Raw genomic sequence first — 24,094 nt, 5'->3', positions numbered from 1 at the left:
ATGAGGGCATGAGCAACGACACCCCTGCGAAAACCGCTGTCACGTCCGTCACCGCGCTGCCGCTCGCCCCCGGCGAGTGGGAACTCGACCCCCACCACTCATCGGTCGACTTCACCATCCGCCACCTCGGGATCAGCAAGGTCCGCGGCCGGTTCACCGAGTTCACGACCGGGCTGTACGTCGGTGAGACCCTCGACGACGTGCGGGTGACCGCCGAGATCGCCCTGGCCTCCGTCGACACCGGCAACGCCGACCGCGACGCGCACACCCGCTCGGCCGAACTGCTCGATGTGGAGAAGCGCCCGACGATGACGTTCCGCTCGACACGGATCTCCGGGGACGGAGAGGACTGGACGTTGGCGGGGGACCTGACCATCGGGGACATCACCCACCCGGTCACACTCGCTGTCGAGTTCGGCGGGGTGGTGGACTCCCCTCTGGACAACCGGAAGCACGCCGGGTTCGAGGCGACGGGCGAGATCCGGCGCGGCGACTTCGGGTTGGACTTCTTCCCCGGGCTCCTGGGCGAGGTCATCAAGATTCGCCTGGACATGCAGTTCGCCGGCCCGCAGACCCAGGACGCCTGACCGCGACGAGGGGCGCCCCGCGGGGCGTTTCCGCGGGCGTGACGATCGACGCACCCACCACCTTTGCCTTTGACGCGCGGGCCGCCGACCTGCGGCCCCGCGTCGTGAGGAGGACCTCACATGAGCAGTGCCCTTGTACGCAATCCGGGCGACGGCCCCACCTTCAGCTACCACACGAGCGTGGTCGAACAGGTGGTGAGCAACGCCGAGACGAGCGGATTGATCAGCGTCACGCGGCAGTTCGCGCGCCCCGAGCATGCGCCGCCCCTGCACACCCACACCCGAGAGGACGAGAGCTGGGTCGTCCTGTCCGGCCGCGTCCGGTTCTGGGTCGGATCGACCTCGTTCGACGAGTGCGAGGTGTACGAGGCCGAGCCGGGCGCTTTCATCTGGGGGCCCCGATCAGTCCCCCACAGCTACCAGGCCATCACATCGACCGCGGAACTCCTCGTCGTGTGCAGCCCCGGAGCCATGGAAGGCTACGTCCGCGAGGCCGGAGCCACCGACTCGCGCAGCGACGCCCCGCACCACCTCATGGAGGAGTACGGCTTCGTGATCCACGGCAACCCGCCCCCTGTCCCCGAGACCTACTGATCACGAGTGTCGTCGACGCTCGCCGGGCTCGATCATGGCGACGACATCCGGTGTGGTGGAACCGCCTGTACTGCACCACGTGAAGGTCTACGTGTCCCCAAGGCGATGCCCGGCTGACCGTTCACGGCAGGTCTACGCCACCCTCGCCGAGGCCATCGCGGCAGCTCAGTGCCGCCCTCGGCACCGGAACCGCGTCAACTGCGGGGGCGCGCCCCAGGGCAAGAGGCAGTCCTTGGCCGGGCGCCACGAGCATGGCCGACCCCAACGCCCAGATCCTGGCAACCGCCGCCTACCCGCTGGAGCAGGCCGCGGAGGCGTTCGCCGCTTCCGTGCCGGCGCCCCGGGCAAGATCGCCGTCCCCTGCTCCTGACCACTCCCGACCAAAAGAGGTACGACCATGCCCGCCAGGGAGCCCGCCCATGTCGCCTGACCAGCTGATGATGCGTGCCGTCCGGTACGACCGTTACGGAGGCCCCGAAGTGCTCTCCGTCGGTGACGTTCCGCGTCCGTCCCCCGGACCGGGCCAGGTGCTCGTCCGGGTCCACGCATCCAGCGTCAACCCGATGGACGTGAAGATCCGCTCCGGCGGGCTGCGTCTGATATCCGGGCGGCGCTTTCCCAAAGGCACCGGAGGCGACTTCGCCGGGGAGGTGGTCGCACTCGGCAGCACGGTCACCGACGTCACGATGGGCGAACACGTGTGGGGCATCCTCAGCGACATCTCCGGACGGACGGGCGCGGCCGGCGAATACATCCTGGCCAAACCCCAAGCCATCAGCACCGCCCCCAGCAGCACGGACCTGGTGACAGCCGCCGCCCTGCCCGCGGTCGGCATCACCGCACTGCAAGCCCTACGGGACACCCTGCGCCTGCGCTCCGGCCAACGGCTGCTCGTGGTCGGCGCGAGCGGCGGCGTCGGCAGTACGGCGGTCCAGCTGGCCCACGCCTGGGGCGCCCACGTCACCACCATCGCCGGCGCCGCCAACGCCGCGTTCTGCCGCGAACTCGGCGCCGACGTGGCCCTGGACTACGCCACCACCCCACCAACCGCCCTCAAAAGGCAGTTCGACGCCATCCTCGACTGCCACGGCTCCTCTGTCCGCGACTACCGACGCGCCCTCCGCCCCGGCGGTCGCATCGCCTCGCCCACCGCCGGCGCCATACCCTTCGCCCTGCTGTCCACCGTCCTGCCCGGTCCGCGCGTACGCCTGATCATGGCCGGCCCCCGACGCGCGGACCTGAAAACCCTCGCCGATCACGTCGACAAGCAAGACCTGCGTCCGGTCATCGAGCGCGTGTATCCCCTGGACGAAATCCAGGACGCCCACCGAGCCACCGAAACCGGCCATGCCCGCGGCAAGCGCGTCATCCGCCTCGTTTAGCGCCGGTACTACAGGGCTGGATCTGGATCATCTGGAGTGGCCGCCTTCAGAAATGGTGCCGTCACGCTTACGCCTGATGAGCGCGTCCCACCGCCATCGACCGGTGAAGTCCATGGTCGATGGCGGTGGGAGTCGAGCCGATCAGGTTGAACAGGCGGGACGTCGGCGACGGTCAGGGCCGCGAGCCGCCGCGTTCGTGGCCCGTGGCCACCGCCCACGCCCGCGGGCCCCCTTTTTTTTGCGGGGTCCGGGCAATCACGGCCAGGATCGCCAGCGCCAGCATGGCCATGGCGATATGGCGATGTCAGGCGCCGTATGCGCGTACCTGGCAGTGGTCCAGTCCGGCCTGCTGCTTGGCTGCCTCGAAACACTCCTCGACCGGCCAGCGCAATCCGATTGACCGCCACCAGTTCCGGCAGTGATTCCCAGCGCGGGTTGTAGCAGTGGAAGTAGGCGGTCTCGCCGTCCGCGATGCTGCGGCGGACTTCGACAGCTGCGTAACACCGAGGGACTCGGCGAGTTTCCCGACCCTGCGGGTGGAGACACCCAGCAGGTAGGCGGTGGCGACGACCGAGACGTGGGCCTATTCGGCCCGCCGCCTGCGTTCCAGGAGCCAGTGCGGGAAGTAACTGCCCTGCCTCAGCTCGGGTACGGCGAGCTCGACGGGCGGTAGCCATCGCGGTGGTTGACCCGCTCGTCACTGACCTGCCCGTACTCGGCGCCGCACAGGGCGTCGGCCTTCTCGGACATGAGCGCGTCGGCGAACGTCTTCACCATCACGCGCAGCAGATCGGTACTCGCCGCGGCGAGGTTGTCCTCCGCGAGGACGTGCAGGGGCACACTGTCTGGTTGCGGTCAGGCGACTCCGTGGTGCGATCTGGAGCCGTTTTCAGTACGAGCCGTTTCCCAAGTTCAACCGCCGCGAACTGGAACATCCGTGCAGGTCAGGGGCGCTCACTCCACCGACACCGGCAACGAGGCCGAACTCACGAGCCGCGGATTCAGTCCGTTCAGGCAAAGTTGACGATCCGACAGGACAAAATGAACGTTTCCGCAGGTCAGAGACGTGCACAGTGGGGCGGGTGGGACTCGAACCCACGGCCGGCGGATTATGAGTCCGCTGCTCTAACCGGCTGAGCTACCGCCCCATAGCGGCGTGTCGCGTACATGTGTGCGCGCCGTCTGCCGCAGCATAGCCGCTCATACGATCTCCTGCTTCGTATGGTCGACTTCGCATGCCCTGAAGGACTCCGCCGTGACCTGCGCGGTTCCCGGGTCAGGGGTGATCACATGAAAAAGGACCCCTTCAGGGGTCCTCGTTCAGTGCGCTCTCCCGACTGGACTCGAACCAGTAACCTGCCGGTTAACAGCCGGCTGCTCTGCCAATTGAGCTACGGAAGATCGAAGCTCCCCCGACTGGACTCGAACCAGTAACCTGCCGGTTAACAGCCGGCTGCTCTGCCAATTGAGCTACGGAGGAATGCCTCGTTGCATCGAACGTACCTCCCTGGGTATTCGCCAGAGGGCGGGCGTTCGCTGCGACACATACATTAGCGCAAGCAGGGGGGTGCTCCGCCAATCGGTTCCCCCCGGCAGCGACCTACACGAGGGAAGGGTGGCCTCCATGCGCTACAAGGTCACGTTCGTCGCCGGGCTGGCACTGGGTTACGTGCTCGGCACCCGCGCCGGACGGGAACGCTACGAACAGCTGAAGAAGTCGGCACGTCAGGTCTCCCAGAACCCCGCGGTCCGCAACACCGCCGAGTCGGCCGCCCAGCAGGGCCGCCACTTCGCGGGCAAGGCGTACCACGTGGTGAGCGAGAAGGTGGGCGACCGGGTTCCGGAGTCGGTGACCCAGCGGGTGCGATCCCTGCGGGACCGGAACACGAACGGGGCGGCGGAGGACGACTGGGGCACCAGCAACACGTGACAACGGACTCATAATCCGTCGGCCGTACCTTCACCGGTACGGCCACCCCCCGCGGTGCGGCAGAATTTTGGCCATGGGGATAGTCGCCGGGTTGGACAGTTCGCCCGATTTCACTCGTATCGTCGTCTGCGACGCGGACACGGGCGCCGTGCTCAAACAGGGCTACGCGCCGCATCCGGTCGAAGGGCGTCCTTCCGACGTCGATCCCCAGGCCTGGCTGCTCTCCCTCGGTGAGGCGGCGGGCGGTGGACTTCTCGAGGGTGTGCAGGCCATCGGCGTGTCGGCCCAGCAGAACGCCGTCGTGCCGCTGGACGCCCAGGGCAACACCGTGCGCCCGGCCCTCGTCGGCAGCGACAAGCGCGCCCAGGTCGCGGCGGCCGACCTCGTCGACGCGCTCGGCGGACGCGAGGCGTGGGCCCAGGCCGTCGGATGTGTCCCGCAGGCCGCGCAGCCCGTCACCAAGCTGCGCTGGCTCGTGAAGAACGAACCCGACGCCGCCCTGCGCACCGCGGTCCTCCTCCAGGCCCACGACTGGCTGGTGTGGCAGCTCCTCGGGCGCCCGGTCCGCCGGACCACCGACCGCGGCGGCGCCTCCGGCACCGGCTACTGGTCCGCCGCCACCGGCGGCTACCGGACCGACCTCGTGGAGCTGGCGCTCGGCCATCAGGCGATGCTGCCCGAGGTGATCGGCCCCTCGGACGCGGCCGGTACGACGCCGGAGGGGCTGCTGATCTCCGCCGGGACCGGCGAGACCATGGCCGCCGCCTTCGGGCTCGGCATCGGGCTCGGCGACGCCGTCGTGTCGCTCGGCGCGTCCGGCTCCGTCACGGCCGTGCACCCCGAGGCGCTCGTCGACAACACCGGGATGATCACCTCCCTGGCCGACGCCACCGGCATGCATCTGCCGGTCGTCACCACGCTGAACGCCGTACGGACCCTGCGCGGTGCCGCCGAGCTGCTCGGGCTGTCCGACCTGGAGAGCCTGTCCGAGCTGGCGATGAAGTCGACGCCGGGCTCGCACGGCCTGGTGCTGCTGCCCTATCTGGAGGGCGAGCGGACGCCGCATCTGCCGCACACCGCCGGGACGCTCGCCGGGCTGCGGCGGGAGTCGATGAAGGCGGAGCATCTCGCGCGGGCCGCGTTCGAGGGCATGCTGTGCGGGCTCGCCGACGCGCTCGACGTGCTGCGCGGGCGGGGCGTGGAGGTGCGGCGGGTCTTCCTGCTGGGCGCGGCGGCCGAGCTGGCGGCCGTGCAGTCGGCGGCACCGGCCATCTTCGGGGCCCAGGTCGTCGTACCGCAGCCCGCGGACTACGCGGCGCTCGGTGCCGCCCGGCAGGCCGCCTGGGCGCTCGGTGTGTCGCAGGGCGCGCTCGACCCGCGGACCCCGCCGGCCTGGCAGGGGGCGGCCGCGCAGATCCTGGAGCCCGGCGAGGAGCTGGCGGTCGGGCAGGCGGTGCGCCAGCAGTTCGTGTCGGTGCGGGAGCAGACGCACCCCGGGGCCTTCCGGGCGTAGGAAAGAGAAGCGGAACGTAAGGGACCGGTAGGAACCGGCCGTCCTCGGCACCCGTAAGGCCGTACGAAGCACTGCTGTCGGCTTAATCGGTTGAGGTAACGCGGGTGGAGTGTCCGACGATAGGGGCCAGGGGCAACCACCTCCGGCCCCTGTCGCCGACTCCGAGAGACGTAGCGTGCTCATACGACTTCTGCGGACCTATCTCAGGCCCTACCGAAAACCCATCACCCTGCTGGTGGTGCTCCAGTTCCTCCAGACCTGCGCCACCCTCTACCTGCCCACGCTGAACGCGGACATCATCGACAGCGGCGTCGTGAAGGGCGACACCGGGTACATCCTGTCCTTCGGCGCCCTGATGATCGGCATCTCGCTGATCCAGGTCGTGTGCAACATCGGTGCCGTGTACTACGGCGCCCGGACGGCCTCGGCGCTGGGCCGGGACGTGCGGGCCGCCGTGTTCGACCGGGTGCAGTCCTTCTCCTCCCGCGAGGTGGGCCACTTCGGCGCGCCCTCGTTGATCACCCGGACGACGAACGACGTCCAGCAGGTCCAGATGCTGGCCCTGATGACGTTCACGCTGATGGTGTCCGCGCCGATCATGTGCGTGGGCGGCATCGTGCTGGCGCTCGGCCTGGACGTGCCGTTGTCGACGGTGCTGGTGGCGGTCGTGCCCGTGCTCGGCATCAGCGTGACGCTGATCGTGCGGCGGCTGCGGCCGCTGTTCCGGACCATGCAGGAGCGCCTCGACACGGTGAACCGGGTGCTGCGCGAGCAGATCACCGGCAACCGGGTTATCCGCGCCTTCGTGCGCGACGAGTACGAGAAGGACCGCTTCCGGGGCGCGAACGCCGAGCTCACCGAGATGTCGCTGGGCACCGGCAAGTACCTCGCGCTGATGTTCCCGATGGTCATGACAGTGGTGAACCTGTCGTCCATCGCGGTGGTGTGGTTCGGCGCCCACCGGATCGACGGCGGCGACATGCAGATCGGCGACCTCACCGCGTTCCTCGCCTATCTGATGCAGATCGTCATGTCCGTGATGATGGCCACCTTCATGTTCATGATGGTGCCGCGCGCGGAGGTGTGCGCCGAGCGGATCCAGGAGGTGCTGGAGACCTCCTCCAGCGTGATCCCGCCCAAGGCTCCGGTGCTGGAGCTGCGGCGGCACGGGCATCTGGAGATCCGGGGGGCGGGGTTCCGCTACCCGGGCGCCGAGGAGCCGGTGCTCAGGGAGGTCGACCTGGTCGCCCGGCCCGGTGAGGTGACCGCCGTCATCGGCTCGACCGGCAGCGGCAAGTCCACACTCCTCGGACTGGTGCCCCGGCTGTTCGACGCGACCGACGGCGAGGTGCTCGTCGACGGGGAGAGCGTGGCGGGCATCGATCCGGCGCTGCTGGCGAAGACCGTCGGAATGGTGCCGCAGAAGCCGTACCTGTTCGCGGGGACCGTGGCGACCAACCTGCGCTACGGCAACCCGGACGCCACCGACGAGGAGCTGTGGCACGCGCTGGAGGTGGCGCAGGCCAAGGAGTTCGTGGAGCGCCTGGAGAACGGGCTCGACTCCCCCATCGCGCAGGGCGGGACCAACGTCTCGGGCGGTCAGCGCCAGCGGCTCGCCATCGCCCGTACGCTCGTGCAGCGCCCGGAGATCTACCTGTTCGACGACTCCTTCTCGGCCCTCGACTACGCCACCGACGCGGCCCTGCGCGCGGCGCTGTCCCGGGAGACCGCCGAGGCGACCGTCGTGATCGTCGCCCAGCGGGTGTCGACCATCAGGGACGCCGACCGGATCGTCGTCCTCGACGAGGGCCGGGTCGTCGGCACCGGCCGGCATCACGAGCTGATGGCGGACAACGAGACGTACCGGGAGATCGTCCTCTCCCAGCTCACGGAAGCGGAGGCTGCCTGATGGCCGGGCCCATGGGGCGCATGATGGCCGGGACCGGCCCGGACCACCGTTCGCTGGACTTCAAGGTGTCCGGGCGGCGGCTCGTCGCCCGGTTCCGGCCGGAGCGGTTCACGGTCTACGCGCTGATCTGCTGCGTGTTCGTCAGCGTGGGGCTGTCGGTCATCGGGCCGAAGATCCTCGGTGAGGCCACCGACCTGGTCTTCGCCGGCATCGTCGGACGGCAGATGGAACCCGGCGCCTCGAAGGAACAGGTCCTCCAGGGGATGCGGGAGCGCGGCGACGGCGAGATCGCCGACATGCTGCGCAGCACGGACTTCACCCCGGGCGAGGGCATCGACTTCGACGCCGTCGGGCACGTCCTGCTGCTCGCGCTCGGTGTGTTCCTCGTCGCCGGGCTGCTGATGCTGGTCGCGACGCGGCTGGTGAACCGGGTCGTCAACCGGACCATGTTCCGGATGCGCGAGGACGTGCAGACGAAGATGTCGCGGCTGCCGCTGTCGTACTTCGACAAGGCGCAGCGCGGCGAGGTGCTGAGCCGGGCCACGAACGACATCGACAACATCGGCCAGACCCTCAACCAGTCGATGGGCCAGCTGATCAACTCGCTGCTCACGATCATCGGTGTGCTCGTGATGATGTTCTGGGTGTCGTGGCTGCTGGCGCTGGTCGCGCTGGTGACCGTGCCGCTGTCGTTCGTCATCGCCACCCGCGTCGGCAAGCGCTCGCAGCCGCACTTCGTGCAGCAGTGGCGCACGACCGGCAAGCTCAACGCGCACGTCGAGGAGATGTACACCGGCCACACCCTGGTCAAGGTGTTCGGGCGGCAGGAGGAGTCGGCACGGCAGTTCGCCGAGCAGAACGAGGCACTGTACGAGGCCGGGTTCAAGGCGCAGTTCAACAGCGGGGTCATGCAGCCGCTGATGATGTTCGTGTCGAACCTGAACTATGTGCTGGTCGCGGTGGTGGGTGGCCTGCGGGTCGCCTCCGGCACGCTGTCCATCGGTGATGTGCAGGCCTTCATCCAGTACTCGCGCCAGTTCTCGATGCCGCTGACGCAGGTCGCGTCCATGGCGAACCTGGTGCAGTCCGGGGTCGCCTCGGCCGAGCGGATCTTCGAACTTCTCGACGCCGAGGAACAGGAGGCCGACCCGGTGCCGGGCGAGCGGCCCGCCGAGCTTCGGGGGCGGGTGGCGCTGGAGGGCGTGTCCTTCCGGTACGACCCGGAGAAGCCGCTCATCGAGGATCTGTCGCTCAAGGTGGAGCCGGGGCACACGGTCGCGATCGTGGGTCCGACGGGCGCGGGCAAGACCACGCTGGTCAACCTGCTGATGCGGTTCTACGACGTCTCCGGCGGCCGTATCACCCTCGACGGGGTCGACATCGCGAGGATGTCCCGGGACGAACTGCGGGCCGGCATCGGCATGGTGCTCCAGGACACCTGGCTGTTCGGCGGCACGATCGCGGAGAACATCGCGTACGGGGCCTCGCGCGAGGTCACCCGGGGCGAGATCGAGGAGGCCGCGCGGGCCGCGCACGCCGACCGGTTCGTGCGGACGCTGCCCGACGGGTACGACACCGTGATCGACGACGAGGGCACGGGGGTCAGCGCCGGTGAGAAGCAGCTCATCACCATCGCGCGGGCGTTCCTGTCCGACCCGGTGATCCTCGTCCTCGACGAGGCGACGTCCTCGGTGGACACCCGTACCGAGGTGCTGATCCAGAAGGCGATGGCGAAACTCGCGCACGGGCGCACGTCGTTCGTGATCGCGCACCGGCTGTCGACGATCCGGGACGCGGACACGATCCTGGTGATGGAGAACGGCTCGATCGTGGAACAGGGCGCGCACGCCGACCTGTTGGCGGCGGACGGGGCGTACGCGCGGCTGTACAAGGCGCAGTTCGCGCAGGCGGTGGCCGAGGTGGACTGAGAGGACGGATCGGCGGTCGACTGCGGGTGTGTGGGGGCTGGTCGCGCAGTTCCCCGCGCCCCTAAAGAAGGTGGGGCCGGTGCACCCACCTCAGGGGCGCGGGGCTGTGTCGATCTGCGGCTACCGCCGCGCGGGCGCGACCGGCCACAACTCACCCGCACCCGGCGTCAGTCCAGGTAACCCCTCAGCTGATCCGCGAATGCGTGGTCCCGGAGCTTGTTGAGGGTCTTGGACTCGATCTGCCTGATCCGCTCCCTCGTCACGCCGAAGATGCGGCCGATCTCCTCCAGCGTGCGCGGGCGGCCGTCGGCCAGGCCGTACCTGAGCTGTACGACCTTCCGCTCCCGCTCGCCCAGGGTGGACAGCACCGCCTCCAGGTGCTCCCTGAGCAGCAGGAACGCCGCCGACTCCACCGGTGACGCGGCGTCGCCGTCCTCGATGAGGTCGCCGAGGGCCACGTCGTCCTCCTCGCCCACCGGGGCGTGCAGGGAGACCGGTTCCTGGGCCAGGCGCAGGACCTCGCTGACGCGTTCCGGGGCGAGGTCGAGATGGGCGGCGACCTCTTCCGGGGTCGGCTCGTAGCCGCGTTCCTGGAGCATGCGGCGCTGGACGCGGACGACACGGTTGATCAGCTCGACGACGTGGACGGGGACCCGGATGGTGCGGGCCTGGTCGGCCAGGGCCCGGGACATCGCCTGCCGGATCCACCAGGTCGCGTATGTCGAGAACTTGTAGCCGCGGGCGTAGTCGAACTTCTCGACCGCCCTGATCAGGCCCAGGTTTCCCTCCTGGACCAGGTCGAGCATGGTCAGGCCGCGCCCGACGTACCGCTTGGCGACGGACACGACGAGCCGCAGGTTCGCCTCGATGAGGCGGCGCTTGGCCATCCGGCCGAGGACCACCAGCCGGTCCAGGTCGAGCGCCAACTGGCTGTCCAGGTCAGGGGTGTTGAGCAGCTTCTCCTCGGCGAACAGGCCGGCCTCGACGCGGCGCGCGAGGTCGACCTCCTCGGCCGCCGTGAGCAGCGGGATGCGGCCGATCTCACGGAGGTACTGGCGGAACAGGTCGGAGGAGGGGCTGCCGGTGTCGGCGCGGCTGCGGCTCGTCGGCTCGGGAGCCTCGACCGGCTCCGCGGGCTCAGCGCCCTCAAGGGCGCCGGCGGGCGGCTCTTCCGGCTCCGCCTCGGGGTGATGCGCGACACGGCTCTGCGGAGGTACGGCGGTGAGGACGTCGGTCTCCGTATCCGCTTCCGCGCCGTCGGTACTGGCGTCGGTCTTGTTGAGGGTCTGGGTCTGCACGGGGGCGACCTCCAGGATGATCGCTGCAGAGTTGAGCGGCAGCGCTGTTTCGGGGGCGGAGTCGGCGGCCTCGCCGCTGTCCGTCCCGCACGCGATGAGCGGAACCGCGGGGGTCTGGGACCCGCTGGGGACGGATCGGCCGCGCTCCGAGGACTCAGGCACCGGAACCCAGTGTGGAGTACGACACATCGCCGCCACGAGGGGCGTGCGGGGACTTTTTGAGTCCGGTCCGTGACCGCGTGGTTACCCTGCCGTACGCCAACCCTCAGAGAGCTGCGGCTCCTTGCCCGCGCAGCGCCTGGTCGTACTGCTGGAGCACCCACAATTCGTTCTGTACGGCGGCCAGCTGAGCCGGGTCTCCGTGCGTTCCGAGGCGGGTGAGGGTGGACTGGATGTCGCGGATACGGCGTTCGACGGCGCGGCGGCGGACCGCGACGAGCTGTACGCCGGCGTAGATCTCGTCGACCGTCTTGCGCATGATCGCCTCGACGGCGAGCTCCGTGACCATCGCGCGGACCGCGTCGTCGGGCGCGGCCTCGCGGACCCGGACGAGGTAGTCCTGGGAGTCCTGCACGCCGTACTCGGCGCCGCCCGCCTCCATGATCGCCTGGCGTACGGCGGCGTAGGGCGCGGCGGTGAACTCGTCGATGCCGTACGCGTCGAAGGCCGGGGAGACCAGTTCGGGGCGCTGGAGGGCGAGTTTGAGGAGTTCGCGTTCGGTGGCGTAGACGGGGTTGCGGAGGTTGAGGGCCGGGCCGGATGCGGCGGGGCGGGGGGCGGAGTCGTACTGCTGCTGGCCGCGCGCGGCGGGGGCCGGGCCCTTGCCGCCGCGGTCGCGCGCCCAGCGGGCCAGCTGGGCGACCCGCTTGACGACGAACTGGGTGTCGAGGATGCCGAGCATGCCGGCGAGCTGGACCGCGACCTCGTGCTGGGCGCCGCTGTTCTTGATGCGGGCGACGATGGGCGCGGCCTCGTCCAGCGCGGCCGCGCGGCCCGCCGGGGTGTCCAGGTCGTAGCGGACGACGATCTGGCGGAGCGCGAACTCGAAGAGCGGGGTGCGGGGTTCGACCAGGTCGGAGACCGCCTCGTCGCCCTTGGCGAGGCGCAGCTCGCAGGGGTCCATGCCGTCGGGGGCGATGGCGATGTAGGTCTCGGCGGCGAACTTCTGGTCGTCCTCGAAGGCGCGCAGGGCCGCCTTCTGGCCGGCCGCGTCGCCGTCGAAGGTGAAGATCACTCGGGCCGAGCCGTTGTCCATGAGGAGCCGGCGGAGGATCTTGATGTGGTCGCCGCCGAAGGCGGTGCCGCAGGTCGCGATCGCCGTCGTGACACCCGCGAGGTGGCAGGCCATGACGTCGGTGTAGCCCTCGACGACGACCGCGCGGGAGGCCTTGGCGATGTCCTTCTTGGCGAGGTCGATGCCGTAGAGGACCTGGGACTTCTTGTAGATCGGCGTGTCGGGCGTGTTGAGGTACTTGGGGCCGGTGTCCGCCTCGTACAGCTTGCGGGCGCCGAAGCCGACGACCTCGCCGCCGATGTCGCGGATGGGCCACATCAGTCGGCCGCGGAAGCGGTCGATCGGGCCGCGGCGGCCTTCCTGGGAGAGGCCGGAGAGGAAGAGCTCCTTGTCGGTGAAGCCCTTGCCGCGCAGGAAGCGGGTGAGGTGGTCCCAGCCCTGGGGGCTGTAGCCGACGGAGAAGTGCTCGGCGGCGGACTGGTCGAAGCCGCGCTCGGCGAGGAACTTGCGGCCGGTGTCGGCCTCCGGGCTGGTGGCGAGCTGTTCCACGTACCACTCGGCGGCGATCTTGTGGGCCTCGACCAGGCGGATGCGCTCACCGCGCTGGTGGGAGGGGTTGTACCCGCCCTCCTCGTACCGCAGCGTGATGCCCGCCTGGCCGGCGAGGCGCTCGACCGCCTCCGAGAAGGTGAGGTGGTCGACCTTCATCACGAACGTGATGGTGTCGCCGCCCTCCTGGCAGCCGAAGCAGTGGAAGAGACCCTTGCTGGGGCTGACCTGGAAGGACGGCGACTTCTCGTCGTGGAAGGGGCACAGGCCCTTGAGGTTGCCACCGCCCGCGTTGCGCAGCTGGAGGTACTCCGAGACCACGGCGTCGATCGGGACCGCGTCCCGTACCGCCTTCACGTCCTCGTCGTTGATCCGTCCTGCCACGAGGTGAGTCTACGGGGCAGAACTGACATCTAAGGGACGAGGTTTTCGAGCGGAACGTGCGGGTCCGCCAGTGCCTCCGTGTCCACCTGTGTCTTCGAGCGAATCAGCTGTTGGACCGGCTCTGTGACGTCCCACACGTTCACGTTCATCCCGGCGAGCACCCGGCGTTCCTTCACCCAGAACGCGATGAACTCACGCTTTCCTGCGTCCCCTCGAATCACCACTTCGTCGTAGGACCCCGGGGGCGCCCACCCGCTGTACTCCATCCCCAGGTCGTACTGATCGGAGAAGAAATAGGGCACACGGTCGTAGGCGAGGTCGCGGCCGAGCATCGCGCGGGCCGCCGCGGGGCCGCCGTTGAGAGCGTTGGCCCAGTGCTCGACGCGCAGCCGGGTGTCGAAGAGGGCGTGGTGGAAGGAGGCCACGTCACCTGCGGCGTAGATGTCCGGGTCGGAGGTGCGCAGCTGCTGGTCGACCACGATCCCGCCGCCGTGGGCGCGCTCGGCGATCCGCAGTCCCGCGGCCTCCGCGAGGGCGGTCCGCGGGGCGGCGCCGATCGCGGCGAGGACGTCGTGTGCCGGGTGCTCCTCGCCGTCGTCGGTGCGGGCGGCCAGCACCATGCCGTCCTGGCCGACGATCTCGGTGAGCTTCGCGCCGAAGTGGAAGCGCACCCCGCGCTCGCGGTGCAGGTCGGCGAAGAGCCCGCCGAGCTCGGGGCCGAGGACGGAGTGCAGCGGGGTCGGCTCGGGCTCGACGACGGTGACCTCCGCGCCGTACTCCCGGGCCGCCGCGGCGACCTCCAGGCCGATCCAGCCGGCGCCGGCGATCACGATGTGGCCGTTGTCCCGGCCGAGCGCGGCCAGGACGCCCTTGAGCCGCTCGGCGTGGGCGAGGCGGCGCAGATGGTGGACGCCCGCGAGGCCCGTGCCGGGGATGTCGAGGCGGCGGGGCTCGGCGCCGGTGGCGATGAGGAGCTTGTCGTAGTGGACCAGCGTGCCGTCGTCGCCGAAGCGGACGGTCTTCGCGGTGCGGTCGATCGCGTCGACGGTCTGGCCGAGGTGCAGCTCGATGTCGTTGCGCGCGTACCAGGCCGGCTCGTGCACGAAGACGCTGTCGCGTTCCTCCTTGCCGAGCAGATAGCCCTTGGACAGGGGAGGGCGCTCGTAGGGGTGATCGCGTTCGTCGCAGATCAGTATCACGCGGCCCGTGAAGCCCTCCGTGCGGAGCGTCTCGGCCGCCTTGGCGCCGGCGAGACCGCCTCCGACGATGACGAATGTCTGATCCGCGTCGACCACTTGATGCCTCCTCGTGAACGTGCCGCCACATGGGAGCGTCCCGCACGGAGCGTGATGGGGGAAGAGGGAGTGGCCCGATCAGGCCACGGAGGGTCACATTCGGGCGCGTTTCACGTCACCCGTGACACGTATGTCTTATGAGTTCCCCGTCAGCCGGGAGTGAAGCGAGCGGGCCGAGGCGTCGGTGAGGGAGGCGATCTGGTCGACGATCACGCGCTTGCGGGCGCGGTCGTCGGGGGCCTGGTCGAAGAGCGCGCGGAACTGGGGTTCCAGGCCGTCCGGGGCGCGGACGGTGAGCGCCTCGGCGAGTTCGGCGACCACGATCCGCTGGTCCGCCCGCAGCCGCTCCTGTTCGGCGCGCTGCATGACGTACCGGTCGGCGACGGCCTTGAGGACCGCGCACTCCAGCCGGGTCTCGTGCGGTACGACGAGTTCGGCGGTGTAGCGGGTCAGACGCCCGGTGCCGTACTCCGCGCGGGTGGCGCCCTCGGCGGCGAGGCAGAAGCGGCCGATGAGCTGGCTGGTGGCGTCCTTCAGGCGGGCCTGGGAGACGGCTGTGCCGTCGTAGCCGTGCGGCCACCAGGGCTGGTCCTGGAGCCGGTCGAGGGCTTCCGCGAGTTCCGCGGGGTCGGTGTCCTCGGATACGTACCGGCCGAGGGCGACCGCGAAGACCGCCTGGCGTTCGGGTTCGGCGTGCAGGCTGTTGGGGTCGATGTGGCCGGCGTGCAGGCCGTCCTCGACGTCGTGCACCGAGTACGCCACGTCGTCGGCCCAGTCCATGACCTGGGCCTCGAAGGTGGTGCGGGTGCCGGGGGCCTCCTTGCGGACCCAGTCGAAGACGGGGCGGTCGTCCTCGTAGACCCCGAACTTCGGGGACTCGGGGTCCGTGGGGTGGGCGCCTCTGGGCCACGGGTACTTGGTGGCGGCGTCCAGGGCGGCCCGGGTGAGGTTGAGTCCTACGGAGCCCTCGGGGGTGAACCGCTTGGGCTCGATGCGGGTGAGGAGCCTGAGGGACTGGGCGTTGCCCTCGAAGCCGCCGCAGTCCTCGGCGAACTCGTTGAGCGCCTGTTCGCCGTTGTGCCCGAACGGGGGGTGGCCGAGGTCGTGGGAGAGGCAGGCGGCCTCCACGAGGTCGGGGTCGCAGCCGAGGGCGGCGCCGAGTTCACGGCCGACCTGGGCGCACTCCAGGGAGTGCGTCAGACGGGTGCGGGGGCTGGCGTCCCAGGCCTGGCTGCGGGTTCCCGGGGTGACGACCTGGGTCTTGCCGGCGAGCCTTCTGAGCGCGGCCGAGTGCAGGATGCGGGCGCGGTCGCGTTGGAAGGCGGTACGGCCTGGGCGTTTGTCGTGTTCGGTGGCCCATCGTTCGACTGACGCCGGGTCATAGCCCGCGGGTGGGATGTGGTTTTCGCCTTCCATGTCTCGACAGTAAGGGCAGGTACTGACAATTGGGGTGCGCCTTTACGCCGAGGCCAGTGCCCGTTCCGTGGTGAGCGGGGTCGCCAGTGTCTGGTCGTAGCGGTGCAGGAGAAGACGGGCCATCGCCGGGTGGGTGCCGAGCGGGGCCGACGCGATCCAGGGGGCCGCCTGTGCGCACTCGGTGGCGAAGCGGCCGGGGGCGGTGAAGTAGGAGGCGATGGCGATCCGGTCGCGGCCGCTCGCCGCGAGCGCCTCGATGGCGTCCGGGACCCTGGGGGCGGCGGTGGTGGCGTAGGCGGGGACGACCGGGACGCCGAGGCGGTCGGAGAGGAGCTGGGCGGTGCGGCCGGTGTCGACCTTGGACTCCGGGTCGCGGGAGCCGGCCGCGGCCAGGACCACCGCGCTGCGGGCGCGGGTCGCCTCGTCCATACGGGTGCGCCAGCCGGCCTCGACCAGGCGCGAGTACAGGGTCTCCACCAGGAGGGGGTGCGGGCCGAGCGGGGCGGCCACGCGTGCGCGTACCCGGGTCTCGGCGGCCATCTCGGGGATGTCGCGCTTGACGTGGTAGCCGCGGCTCAGCAGGAGCGGGACGAGGATCGCCTCGCGGTCGCCGAGGGCGGTGAGGGTGTCGGTGAGCAGAGGCTCGTTCAGCTCGATGTGGCCGAGGTGGACGGACAGGCCGGGGCGCAGGGCCCGGACCTTGTCGAGGAGCGTGGTCACGGTGCTCAGGGCGCGCGGGTCGCGGCTGCCGTGGGCCACGACGACGAGCGCGGGCGGTTCGGGGCGCCGCCTGCCGTCGAGGGACACGAGGCTGAGCTGGCTGGCGAGCTGGCTGCTGATCCGGTTCATGAGGTGCGCCGTACTGTCGAGGTGGACCGTCTTGGACTCTTCGCGAGGAGCCGTCGAGTTCTTCGTCGCCTTACTCGTCGCCGTCATGAACCGATGGTGGCGGCGGGAGGTTGCCACCCCGTTGCGCGAAGATAACGGGTATTTTCCGTGGGTTCACCGTGGGGTGGTAGGGCACTGTGAGCCGCTCCGACCTGCGGTTTCACCGGGTGGGTGAGGCTGGTCACGTGCGTGAGCGCGAACCGTGGAGGCTTACATCACGTCCCTGACTGTCGAAGGACGACCAGGGAGGGACCCCCGTGAGACTGCGCAGACCCCGGCTGCCGCGCACCCGTACCGGGCAGCGGCGGCTCGTGCAGGCCGTGATGCTCGGGTGCGTGCTCGCCCTCCTTCCGGCGACCTGGATGTACGTCGTGACGGGCGACCGGCTGCGGACGACCGCGGACGTGCCGCGCACCGAGGTCGCGGTGGTCTTCGGCGCCGGACTGTGGGACGACGAGCCGTCGCCGTATCTCGCGCACCGGCTGGACGCGGCGGCGAAGCTGTACCGCGAGGGCCGGATCGAGGTCGTCCTGGTCACCGGGGACAACAGCCGCGAGGACTACGACGAGCCGGACGCCATGCGCGCCTATCTGACCCGGCACGGGGTGCCCGACCGGCGCATCGTCAGCGACTACGCCGGGTTCGACACCTGGGACTCCTGTGTCCGCGCCAAGAAGATCTTCGGCGTCGACAAGGCCGTGCTGATCAGCCAGGGGTTCCACATCCGGCGGGCGGTCGCGCTGTGCGAGCAGGCCGGTGTCACGTCGTACGGCGTCGGGGTCGAGGCGAAGCACGACGTCACCTGGTACTACGGCGGTGCCCGGGAGATCCTCGCCGCGGGCAAGGCGGCGCTCGACGCGGTCTTCGAGCCGGACCCCCGGTTCCTCGGGCCGACGGAACCGGGAGTGGGCCGGGCACTGGCTACGCGGGCCGGGTGAAGTCCCGCGGTTCGGCAGCGCCCGAAGGGGCGCGGGGCCGTGTCCATGTGCGGCTGCCGCCGCGTGGGCTCGGCCGGCCACGACGGCCGTGGCCGGTCACGACGGCGCCGCAGACGAACGACAACCCGTCCGCCGACCCGCGGCGGAGCCGCATATCGGCACAGCCCGCGGAGCGCTCAGCGGCCGGTGAATCGCGGCGGGCGTTTCTCCAGGAAGGCGGTCATGCCCTCCTTCTGGTCGGCGGTGGCGAACAGGGCGTGGAAGACGCGGCGTTCGTAGCGGATGCCGTCCCGCAGGCCCGTTTCGAGGGACCGGTCGACGCAGTCGCGGGCGGCCCTGACCGCCGTACGGCCGTAGGAGGCGATCGTCTCCGCCGCCGCCAGGGACTCCGCGAGGACCCGTTCGTCGGGTACGACACGGGAGACCAGGCCCGCGCTCTCGGCCTCCCTCGCGTCCATCGTGCGGCCGGTGAGGACCAGGTCCATCGCCTTGGCGCGGCCCACCAGCCGGGTCAGGCGCTGGGTGCCGCCGATGCCGGGGATCACGCCGAGCCTGATCTCGGGCTGGCCGAAGACCGCCGACTCCCCCGCGACGACGAGGTCGCACATCATCGCCAGTTCGCAACCGCCGCCCAGCGCGAGGCCGTTGACGGCGGCGATCTTCGGGGTACGGAGGTCGGCGAACTCCTCCCAGGCGGCGAAGTAGTCCTCGGCCGCCATCTCGACGGCCGTCCGCCCGGCCATCTCCTTGATGTCGGCGCCCGCCGCGAAGGCCCGCTCGGAGCCGGTCACGACGTAGCAGCCGATGTCGGGGTCTGCGTCCAACGGGCGCAGGGCGGCCAGGAGTTCGGTGAGGAGTTCGCCGCTCAGCGCGTTCAGGACGTGGGGGCGGTGCAGGCGTACGAGCACGACACGGTCGTGGCGCTCGAGCTTGATGGTGTCCATCTTCCCTCCAGGGGGCTACGAGGTGTCACGAGTCCCAGATCGCGCCGTACGCCGGGATGCCGCGCTGCTCCAGGCCGTGCACCACCTGCCAGGTCAGCTTCTTGTTGCTGATGCAGATCACCGCCTCGGCCCCGAAGTCGCGGTAGGCGGCGTAGGCGAGGCGGACCATGTCGGGTTTGCCGTCGCGGGAGGTGTCCCAGACGACGGCGTGCGGCTGGACGGCGAGGATCTCGTCGACGAGGGCGTCTCCGTAGGTGGCGCGGGGGTCGCGGGTGGCCCAGACAAGGCGGGAGGGGACCTCGGCGGCGAGCAGGTGGGGCAGACAGGGGCCGATGCCGCTGCCGGTCGCCACGTAGACGACCTTCTCGAAGAGGGTCTCGATGTTGGCGACGCCGGCCGTGGTGATGCCCTTCACCCAGACCCGCTTCGGCAGGTCGTCGATGAAGCCGCCCGTCCAGTCGCCGGCCCGGGAGATGGTCAGGCGGAAGCCGGGCTCGCCGGGGGCCGGGACGTTGGCGAAGGAGTGCCATTCCTTCAGCGGGCTGCGGCTGATCGCGGTGGAGGAGCCCGCGAAGGGGGTCTCGCCGTGGTCGAAGCGGGCCAACGCCACGTGCGGGGAGGGGCGTTCGAGGTGTACGTCGACCTTGCGCAGCCTCAGCCAGGGCAGGGCGACGCTGAATGTCACGACCGTCAGGACGGTGATCTCCACGGGGCCCGGCGCGGCCAGGAGGGTGTGGGTCCAGAAGAGGGCGAGGGCGGTCCAGCCGCCGAAGCGGTGGATCTTCTCGAAGTGGTCGTGGTGGCGGGAGCGGAAGGGAGGCAGGGCGGTGGCGATGATGACCGTCAGGAGGGACATCAGGGTCCAGCCCACCGCCCTGAGCGGGCCGTCGGTCGTGCTGATCGTGCCGGCCAGGAACCAGCCCGCCCCGGCCAGCGCTCCGCCGACGTGCAGTCCGCCGAAGTGGTACACCTTCCCCAGCGTCCAGCGGACCTTCAGCGGCCAGCTCGTCGGCGGTGAAGTGGCCAGCCTGAAGAGGAGGTTGATGACGTACTGCTGGCGGATGAGGATCGCGAGGGCGAGGTTGGCGAGCGCCGCGTGGCCCATGGTGCGGGTCGACGGGGTCCAACTCGCGTACAGGAAGACGAGGTTGGCGGTCAGCACCAGGGCCGCCAGGCGGTTGTAGTGCATCAGGCGCGGGTGCTTGAGGAGTCGGCGCGGAACCGGGGTCCGCGGGGGCAGCTCCAGGGACAGGCGCTCCAGTGAGGTCGTCATCGGGCCACCACCGTGCGCTCCTCCGCCAGCCGCAGCAGGGCCGCCTTGTCGATCTTTCCGCGGTCCGTCTCCGGTAGATGTGTCAGGGGCATGACACTCTCGGGCACGCAGTAGTACGGCAGCGCGTCCGCCACCGCGCGCCGGGCCGTGTCGGGGTCGACGTCGGCCGGGGTGACGAAGGAGACCAGGGTGCGGGCGTCCTGCTTCAGGGTCACCGCGCGCCGGCAGCCCGCCACCGACTCCAGCACCGAGGAGACGGAGTCGAGCTCGACGCGGAAGCCGCGCACCTTGACCTGGTCGTCGGTGCGGCCGAGGTGCTCCAGCTCGCCGTCCGGGGTCCAGCGGCCGAGGTCGCGGGTGCGGAACATGCGGTGCTCGCCGCCGAGGAAGGGGTCGGGGGCGTAGCGCTCCGCGTTGAGGCGGTCGTTGTCCAGGTAACCCGCCGAGACACAGGCGCCGCCCGCCCACATCTCGCCGACCTCGCCGATCGGCAGCGGACGCAGGCCCGCGTCGAGGACGTAGACCGTGTTGTTGGGGGTGGGGCGGCCGATGGTGAGGCTCCCGGACGTCGGGTCGTGGCGGCGCATGGTGTTGACGATGGTCGTCTCGGTCGGGCCGCAGCAGTTGTAGAAGCTCGCCTGGCGGGCCCAGCGGTCGGCCAGCGGGCGCGGGCAGGGCTCGCCCGCCACGGCCACCGTGCGGACGCGCGGGCAGGTCGCCGGGTCGATGCCCGACAGGACGGTCGGGGTGGCGATGACGACATCCGCCGTGCGGGCCGCCGCCGCGATGTCCTGGCCGCGGATGACCAGGGTGCCGCCGTGGGCGAGGCAGCCGAGGATCTCCCAGGCGGCCATGTCGAAGGCGATGTTGAGGAGTTGGGCGACCCGGTCGCCGGGGCGGATGCCGAGGTCGCCCGGCGGGGTGAGAAGGATGTTCGCGACGTTGCGGTGGGTGACCTTCACGCCGTTGGGGCAGCCGGTGGTGCCCGAGGTGAACAGGACGTAGCAGCCGTCGTCGGGCCCGACCCGGCGGGCGGGTGCGGTCGGCGGGGTCGGTGCGGTCGGTAGGGCGTACGACAGCGGTTCGTCGAGGGTGAGGACGTGCGGGCCGCTCGGGACCCGGGCCGCGTGCTCGGCGACGGTCAGGACGATCCGGGTGCGGGCGGTGCGGACGACGTGGGCCAGCTGGGCGGCGGGGGCGAGGCCGATGTCCTGGGGGACGTAGGCGGCGCCCGCCTTGAGGATGCCGAGCAGGCCGATGAGCATCGGGACGGAACGGCGGACGAAGAGACCGACGTGGTCGCCGGGGCCGACGCCCTCGTGGAGCAGACGGGCGGCGACGGCGTCGGCGTAGCGGTCGAGCTCGCCGTAGGTGATCCGGGCGCCGAGGTGTTCGGCGGCGACGGCGTGCGGGCGGGCCGTGGCCTGTCGTTCGACGGCGCGGTGGATCAGCGGGTCCGGGACGGGGACGGCGGGGCCGTAGCCGTACTGGTGGAAGAGGTGCTGGTCGCGGGGGGTTAGATGGCGCACGGACATGATCGGGAGACCCTCCAGGCTGCTTCGAAGGACGGTGTGCCGAGTCGAACGCCGTTCGGAGTTGCGCGCGAAGCCAGACTGTAGTCGGGGTTTTTCAAGTCTCAACTAGGCGTGATCGGCCAACTACGATACGGAACGAGCCACATGTGACCTCTTTCACATCAGAGGCAACGTTCGTCCCGCTCGGCGGCGACTCAGGGGTGGGCAGCCATGCGCCTCACGACGGCCGGCGTCCGGCGGGGAGGTCGCCGTCCCGCCCGCGTAACAGGGAGCCGCCGCGCACGTAACACGGCCGAAGCACGCTGAGGAGCATGCAGAACTCCGCGACGCCCACGCACTGCCCCTACTGCGCCCTGCAGTGCGGGATGAACCTCACGCCCGCCCCGGACGGGGGCGTCGAGGTCACCGAGCGCGCGGACTTCCCGGTGAACCGGGGGGCGCTGTGCGGCAAGGGCCGAACCGCTCCCCAGGTGCTCTCGTCCCGGGTGCGCCTGACCTCCCCGTTGGTGCGCTCCGAGGGCAAGCTGGTGCCCGCCACCTGGGACGAGGCACTGGACCGGATCGCCGAGGGACTGCGGCGTACGCGTACGGAACATGGCCCGGACGCGTGCGGGGTGTTCGGCGGGGGCGGCCTGACGAACGAGAAGGCGTACACACTGGGCAAGTTCGCCCGGGTCGTCCTCGGCACCTCGCAGATCGACTACAACGGCCGCTTCTGCATGTCCTCCGCGGCGGCCGGCGGCATCAAGGCGTTCGGCCTGGACCGCGGGCTGCCGTTCCCGCTGGAGGACATCCCGAAGACCGGGTGCGTGATCCTCGTCGGCTCCAACCTCGCCGAGACCATGCCGCCGTCGCTGCGCTTCTTCAACGAGCTGAAGGAGAACGGCGGCACACTGATCGTCATCGACCCGCGCCGGACGAAGACGGCCGAGCAGGCCGATCTGCATCTGATGCCCCGCCCGGGCACGGACCTCGCCCTCGCACTCGGTCTGCTGCACCTGGTCGTCGCCGAGGGCCGGGTCGACGAGGAGTACGTCGACGAGCGCACCGCCGGCTGGGAGGACGCCCGCGCCGCGGCGATGGCGCACTGGCCGGAGTACGTGGAGCGGATCACGGGCGTGCCCGTGCCCCAACTCCGGGAGACCGTACGCATGTTCTGCGAGCCCGAGTCGGCGATGGTGCTGACCGCGCGCGGGCCCGAGCAGCAGTCCAAGGGCACCGACACCGTGGGCGCCTGGATCAACCTGTGCCTGGCGACGGGCCGGGCGGGCAGGCCGTACTCCGGGTACGGGTGTCTGACCGGGCAGGGCAACGGACAGGGCGGGCGCGAACACGGCCAGAAGGCCGACCAGTTGCCCGGCTACCGCAAGCTGGACGACCCGGCGGCGCGCCGGCATGTGGCCGAGGTGTGGGGCGTGGACCCCGACTCGCTGCCCGGACCGGGGCGCAGCGCCTACGAGTTGCTGGACGCACTGGGCGGGGACATCAAGTCGCTGCTGCTGATGGCGTCCAACCCGGTGGTGTCGGCGCCGCGTGCCGCGCACATCGAGGAGCGCATCAAGTCCCTTGATTTCCTGGCCGTCTGCGATGTCGTGCTGTCCGAGACCGCGGAACTCGCGGACGTGGTCCTGCCGGTCACCCAGTGGGCGGAGGAGACGGGCACGACGACGAACCTGGAGGGCCGGGTGCTGTTGCGCCGCCAGGCCATCACCCCGCCCGAGGGCGTCCGCAGCGACCTGGAGGTCATGCACGAGCTGGCCGACCGGCTCGGCGTGGAGAAGGGCTTCCCGACCGACCCCGAGGAGGTCTTCGAGGAGCTGCGGCGGGCCAGCGCGGGCGGCCCCGCGGACTACTCCGGGATCACCTACCGGCGGCTGGCGGAGGAGAACGGGGTGTTCTGGCCGTGCCCGGCGGGCGCCTCGACCGAGACCTCCGGTTCCCCGACCGCGGAGCCCCACCCCGGCACCCCCCGCCTCTTCCTCGACCGTTTCGCCACGGCGGACGGCCGCGCCAACTTTGTGCCCGTATCGCACCGGGCGGCCGCGGAGGAGCCGGACGAGGAGTACCCGGTGCTGCTGACCACCGGGCGGGTCGTCGCCCAGTACCAGTCCGGCGCCCAGACCCGCCGCGTGGCCGAGCTGAACGCCGCCGCACCCGGCCCGTTCGTCGAACTGCACCCCCGGCTCGCGGCGCGGCTCGGCGCGGCCGAGGGCGACCCGGTGGCGGTCGTCTCCCGGCGCGGCCGGGCCGTGGCACCGGCCCGCATCACCACCGGCATCCGCCCCGACACCGTCTTCATGCCCTTCCACTGGCCGGGCGAGGGCCGCGCGAACACGCTGACCAACCCGGCGCTGGACCCGACATCACGGATGCCGGAGTTCAAGACGTGCGCGGTGCGGGTGGAGGCGGTGAAGTAACGCCGGGCGCTCCGCCGGAAGTGGGGTGGACGGGTTGTCGTTCGTCTGCGGCGACGTCGTGGCTGGTCGCGCCCCGCGGC

The 24,094-nt window shown here is 70.6% G+C and carries 17 protein-coding genes, 3 tRNA genes and 2 pseudogenes; 9 read left to right on the top strand and 13 right to left on the bottom strand.

Annotated elements, in window-relative coordinates; all coding sequences use genetic code 11:
- Positions 1-8 precede the first annotated feature (8 nt).
- From ABKA17_RS25650 to ABKA17_RS25640, 3 genes are all read left to right on the top strand, one after another.
- Positions 9-587: a YceI family protein gene (locus ABKA17_RS25650; RefSeq protein ID WP_353694569.1), complete on the top strand. Its 579-nt coding sequence runs from the start codon at positions 9-11 to the stop codon at positions 585-587.
- A gap of 120 nt (positions 588-707) precedes the next feature.
- Complete coding sequence (locus ABKA17_RS25645) at positions 708-1,181, top strand: cupin domain-containing protein (RefSeq protein WP_353694568.1); 474 nt, start codon at positions 708-710, stop codon at positions 1,179-1,181.
- A 419-nt stretch (positions 1,182-1,600) separates the two neighbouring features.
- A complete protein-coding gene (locus tag ABKA17_RS25640; RefSeq protein WP_353694567.1) occupies positions 1,601-2,563 on the top strand; it encodes an NAD(P)-dependent alcohol dehydrogenase in 963 nt (320 codons plus the stop codon).
- Positions 2,564-2,735: 172 nt separating this feature from the next.
- On the opposite strand, the pseudogene ABKA17_RS47985 reads toward ABKA17_RS25640, so the two are convergent.
- The 5 genes and pseudogenes from ABKA17_RS47985 to ABKA17_RS25620 all read right to left on the bottom strand — a co-directional run.
- Positions 2,736-3,048: pseudogene (locus ABKA17_RS47985) on the bottom strand (transposase); the annotation flags it as partial.
- Positions 3,045-3,403, bottom strand: a pseudogene (locus tag ABKA17_RS25635) (transposase); the annotation flags it as partial. The pseudogenes ABKA17_RS47985 and ABKA17_RS25635, both read right to left, overlap by 4 nt.
- A gap of 234 nt (positions 3,404-3,637) precedes the next feature.
- Positions 3,638-3,711, bottom strand: a tRNA-Ile gene (locus tag ABKA17_RS25630).
- A 180-nt stretch (positions 3,712-3,891) separates the two neighbouring features.
- Positions 3,892-3,964, bottom strand: a tRNA-Asn gene (locus ABKA17_RS25625).
- Between the two features lie 6 nt (positions 3,965-3,970).
- A tRNA-Asn gene (locus ABKA17_RS25620) sits at positions 3,971-4,043 on the bottom strand.
- 144 nt (positions 4,044-4,187) lie between these two features.
- On the opposite strand from ABKA17_RS25620, the gene ABKA17_RS25615 reads away from it, so the two are divergent.
- The 4 genes from ABKA17_RS25615 (at position 4,188) to ABKA17_RS25600 (ending at position 9,843) form a co-directional block, all read left to right on the top strand.
- Complete coding sequence (locus ABKA17_RS25615) at positions 4,188-4,493, top strand: YtxH domain-containing protein (protein WP_353694566.1); 306 nt, start codon at positions 4,188-4,190, stop codon at positions 4,491-4,493.
- A 73-nt stretch (positions 4,494-4,566) separates the two neighbouring features.
- Entirely contained in the window at positions 4,567-6,006 is a 1,440-nt protein-coding gene (locus tag ABKA17_RS25610) for a xylulokinase (RefSeq protein ID WP_353694565.1), read from the top strand.
- Positions 6,007-6,181: 175 nt separating this feature from the next.
- Positions 6,182-7,915 carry an ABC transporter ATP-binding protein gene (locus tag ABKA17_RS25605; protein ID WP_353694564.1) on the top strand — a complete coding sequence of 578 codons (1,734 nt, stop codon included), beginning with the start codon at positions 6,182-6,184 and terminating at the stop codon, positions 7,913-7,915.
- Positions 7,915-9,843 carry an ABC transporter ATP-binding protein gene (locus tag ABKA17_RS25600; protein WP_353694563.1) on the top strand — a complete coding sequence of 643 codons (1,929 nt, stop codon included), beginning with the start codon at positions 7,915-7,917 and terminating at the stop codon, positions 9,841-9,843. Before ABKA17_RS25605 ends, ABKA17_RS25600 begins: the two co-directional genes overlap by 1 nt.
- Before the next feature lie 167 nt (positions 9,844-10,010).
- On the opposite strand, the gene ABKA17_RS25595 is transcribed toward ABKA17_RS25600, so the two are convergent.
- The 5 genes from ABKA17_RS25595 to ABKA17_RS25575 form a co-directional block, all read right to left on the bottom strand.
- Positions 10,011-11,303, bottom strand: coding sequence for an RNA polymerase sigma factor (locus tag ABKA17_RS25595; RefSeq protein WP_353694562.1), 1,293 nt, complete (start codon positions 11,301-11,303; stop codon positions 10,011-10,013).
- A 103-nt stretch (positions 11,304-11,406) separates the two neighbouring features.
- Positions 11,407-13,308, bottom strand: coding sequence for a DNA primase (gene dnaG, locus ABKA17_RS25590; RefSeq protein ID WP_353694561.1), 1,902 nt, complete (start codon positions 13,306-13,308; stop codon positions 11,407-11,409).
- A 29-nt stretch (positions 13,309-13,337) separates the two neighbouring features.
- Positions 13,338-14,603 (bottom strand): NAD(P)/FAD-dependent oxidoreductase, encoded by a 1,266-nt coding sequence (locus ABKA17_RS25585; protein ID WP_353694560.1) that lies wholly within the window; start codon positions 14,601-14,603, stop codon positions 13,338-13,340.
- 135 nt (positions 14,604-14,738) lie between these two features.
- Positions 14,739-16,019 carry a deoxyguanosinetriphosphate triphosphohydrolase gene (locus tag ABKA17_RS25580; protein ID WP_353694559.1) on the bottom strand — a complete coding sequence of 427 codons (1,281 nt, stop codon included), beginning with the start codon at positions 16,017-16,019 and terminating at the stop codon, positions 14,739-14,741.
- A gap of 42 nt (positions 16,020-16,061) precedes the next feature.
- A complete protein-coding gene (locus ABKA17_RS25575; protein WP_353694802.1) occupies positions 16,062-16,868 on the bottom strand; it encodes a sirohydrochlorin chelatase in 807 nt (268 codons plus the stop codon).
- A 302-nt stretch (positions 16,869-17,170) separates the two neighbouring features.
- On the opposite strand from ABKA17_RS25575, the gene ABKA17_RS25570 reads away from it, so the two are divergent.
- Positions 17,171-17,845, top strand: a complete 675-nt coding sequence (locus ABKA17_RS25570) for a SanA/YdcF family protein (RefSeq protein ID WP_502994389.1) — start codon at positions 17,171-17,173, stop codon at positions 17,843-17,845.
- 176 nt (positions 17,846-18,021) lie between these two features.
- Here the strand turns inward: ABKA17_RS25570 and ABKA17_RS25565 are convergent, their stop codons facing one another.
- Genes ABKA17_RS25565 through ABKA17_RS25555 form a run of 3 tightly spaced genes read right to left on the bottom strand, consistent with a single transcriptional unit; the run spans position 18,022 to position 21,597 of the window.
- Entirely contained in the window at positions 18,022-18,789 is a 768-nt protein-coding gene (locus ABKA17_RS25565) for an enoyl-CoA hydratase-related protein (protein ID WP_353694557.1), read from the bottom strand.
- A 25-nt stretch (positions 18,790-18,814) separates the two neighbouring features.
- Positions 18,815-20,062 (bottom strand): FNR domain-containing protein, encoded by a 1,248-nt coding sequence (locus ABKA17_RS25560; RefSeq protein WP_353694556.1) that lies wholly within the window; start codon positions 20,060-20,062, stop codon positions 18,815-18,817.
- Positions 20,059-21,597 carry an amino acid adenylation domain-containing protein gene (locus tag ABKA17_RS25555; RefSeq protein ID WP_353694555.1) on the bottom strand — a complete coding sequence of 513 codons (1,539 nt, stop codon included), beginning with the start codon at positions 21,595-21,597 and terminating at the stop codon, positions 20,059-20,061. Before ABKA17_RS25555 ends, ABKA17_RS25560 begins: the two co-directional genes overlap by 4 nt.
- A gap of 311 nt (positions 21,598-21,908) precedes the next feature.
- Here ABKA17_RS25555 and ABKA17_RS25550 point away from each other — a divergent pair, with 311 nt between their 5' ends.
- The gene (locus tag ABKA17_RS25550) at positions 21,909-24,014 is read left to right on the top strand and encodes a molybdopterin oxidoreductase family protein (RefSeq protein WP_353694554.1); all 2,106 of its coding nucleotides are present in this window, start codon (positions 21,909-21,911) and stop codon (positions 24,012-24,014) included.
- Positions 24,015-24,094 lie beyond the last annotated feature (80 nt).

Origin of the sequence: Streptomyces sp. RG80, from assembly GCF_040446465.1 — a bacterium.
In the GTDB taxonomy this organism is placed as follows: domain Bacteria; phylum Actinomycetota; class Actinomycetes; order Streptomycetales; family Streptomycetaceae; genus Streptomyces.
This window is presented reverse-complemented; position numbering and strand designations above follow the sequence as displayed.

What these genes read in the sequence shown, in the direction of transcription:
- ABKA17_RS25555 (WP_353694555.1), bottom strand. Translation starts at nt 21,597, where the DNA reads ATGTCCGTGCGCCATCTAACCCCCCGCGACCAGCACCTCTTCCACCAG.
- ABKA17_RS25550 (WP_353694554.1), top strand. Translation starts at nt 21,909, where the DNA reads ATGCAGAACTCCGCGACGCCCACGCACTGCCCCTACTGCGCCCTGCAG.
- ABKA17_RS25560 (WP_353694556.1), bottom strand. Translation starts at nt 20,062, where the DNA reads ATGACGACCTCACTGGAGCGCCTGTCCCTGGAGCTGCCCCCGCGGACC.
- ABKA17_RS25615 (WP_353694566.1), top strand. Translation starts at nt 4,188, where the DNA reads ATGCGCTACAAGGTCACGTTCGTCGCCGGGCTGGCACTGGGTTACGTG.
- ABKA17_RS25645 (WP_353694568.1), top strand. Translation starts at nt 708, where the DNA reads ATGAGCAGTGCCCTTGTACGCAATCCGGGCGACGGCCCCACCTTCAGC.
- ABKA17_RS25600 (WP_353694563.1), top strand. Translation starts at nt 7,915, where the DNA reads ATGGCCGGGCCCATGGGGCGCATGATGGCCGGGACCGGCCCGGACCAC.
- ABKA17_RS25650 (WP_353694569.1), top strand. Translation starts at nt 9, where the DNA reads ATGAGCAACGACACCCCTGCGAAAACCGCTGTCACGTCCGTCACCGCG.
- ABKA17_RS25575 (WP_353694802.1), bottom strand. Translation starts at nt 16,868, where the DNA reads ATGAACCGGATCAGCAGCCAGCTCGCCAGCCAGCTCAGCCTCGTGTCC.
- ABKA17_RS25565 (WP_353694557.1), bottom strand. Translation starts at nt 18,789, where the DNA reads ATGGACACCATCAAGCTCGAGCGCCACGACCGTGTCGTGCTCGTACGC.
- ABKA17_RS25610 (WP_353694565.1), top strand. Translation starts at nt 4,567, where the DNA reads ATGGGGATAGTCGCCGGGTTGGACAGTTCGCCCGATTTCACTCGTATC.
- ABKA17_RS25640 (WP_353694567.1), top strand. Translation starts at nt 1,601, where the DNA reads ATGTCGCCTGACCAGCTGATGATGCGTGCCGTCCGGTACGACCGTTAC.
- ABKA17_RS25580 (WP_353694559.1), bottom strand. Translation starts at nt 16,019, where the DNA reads ATGGAAGGCGAAAACCACATCCCACCCGCGGGCTATGACCCGGCGTCA.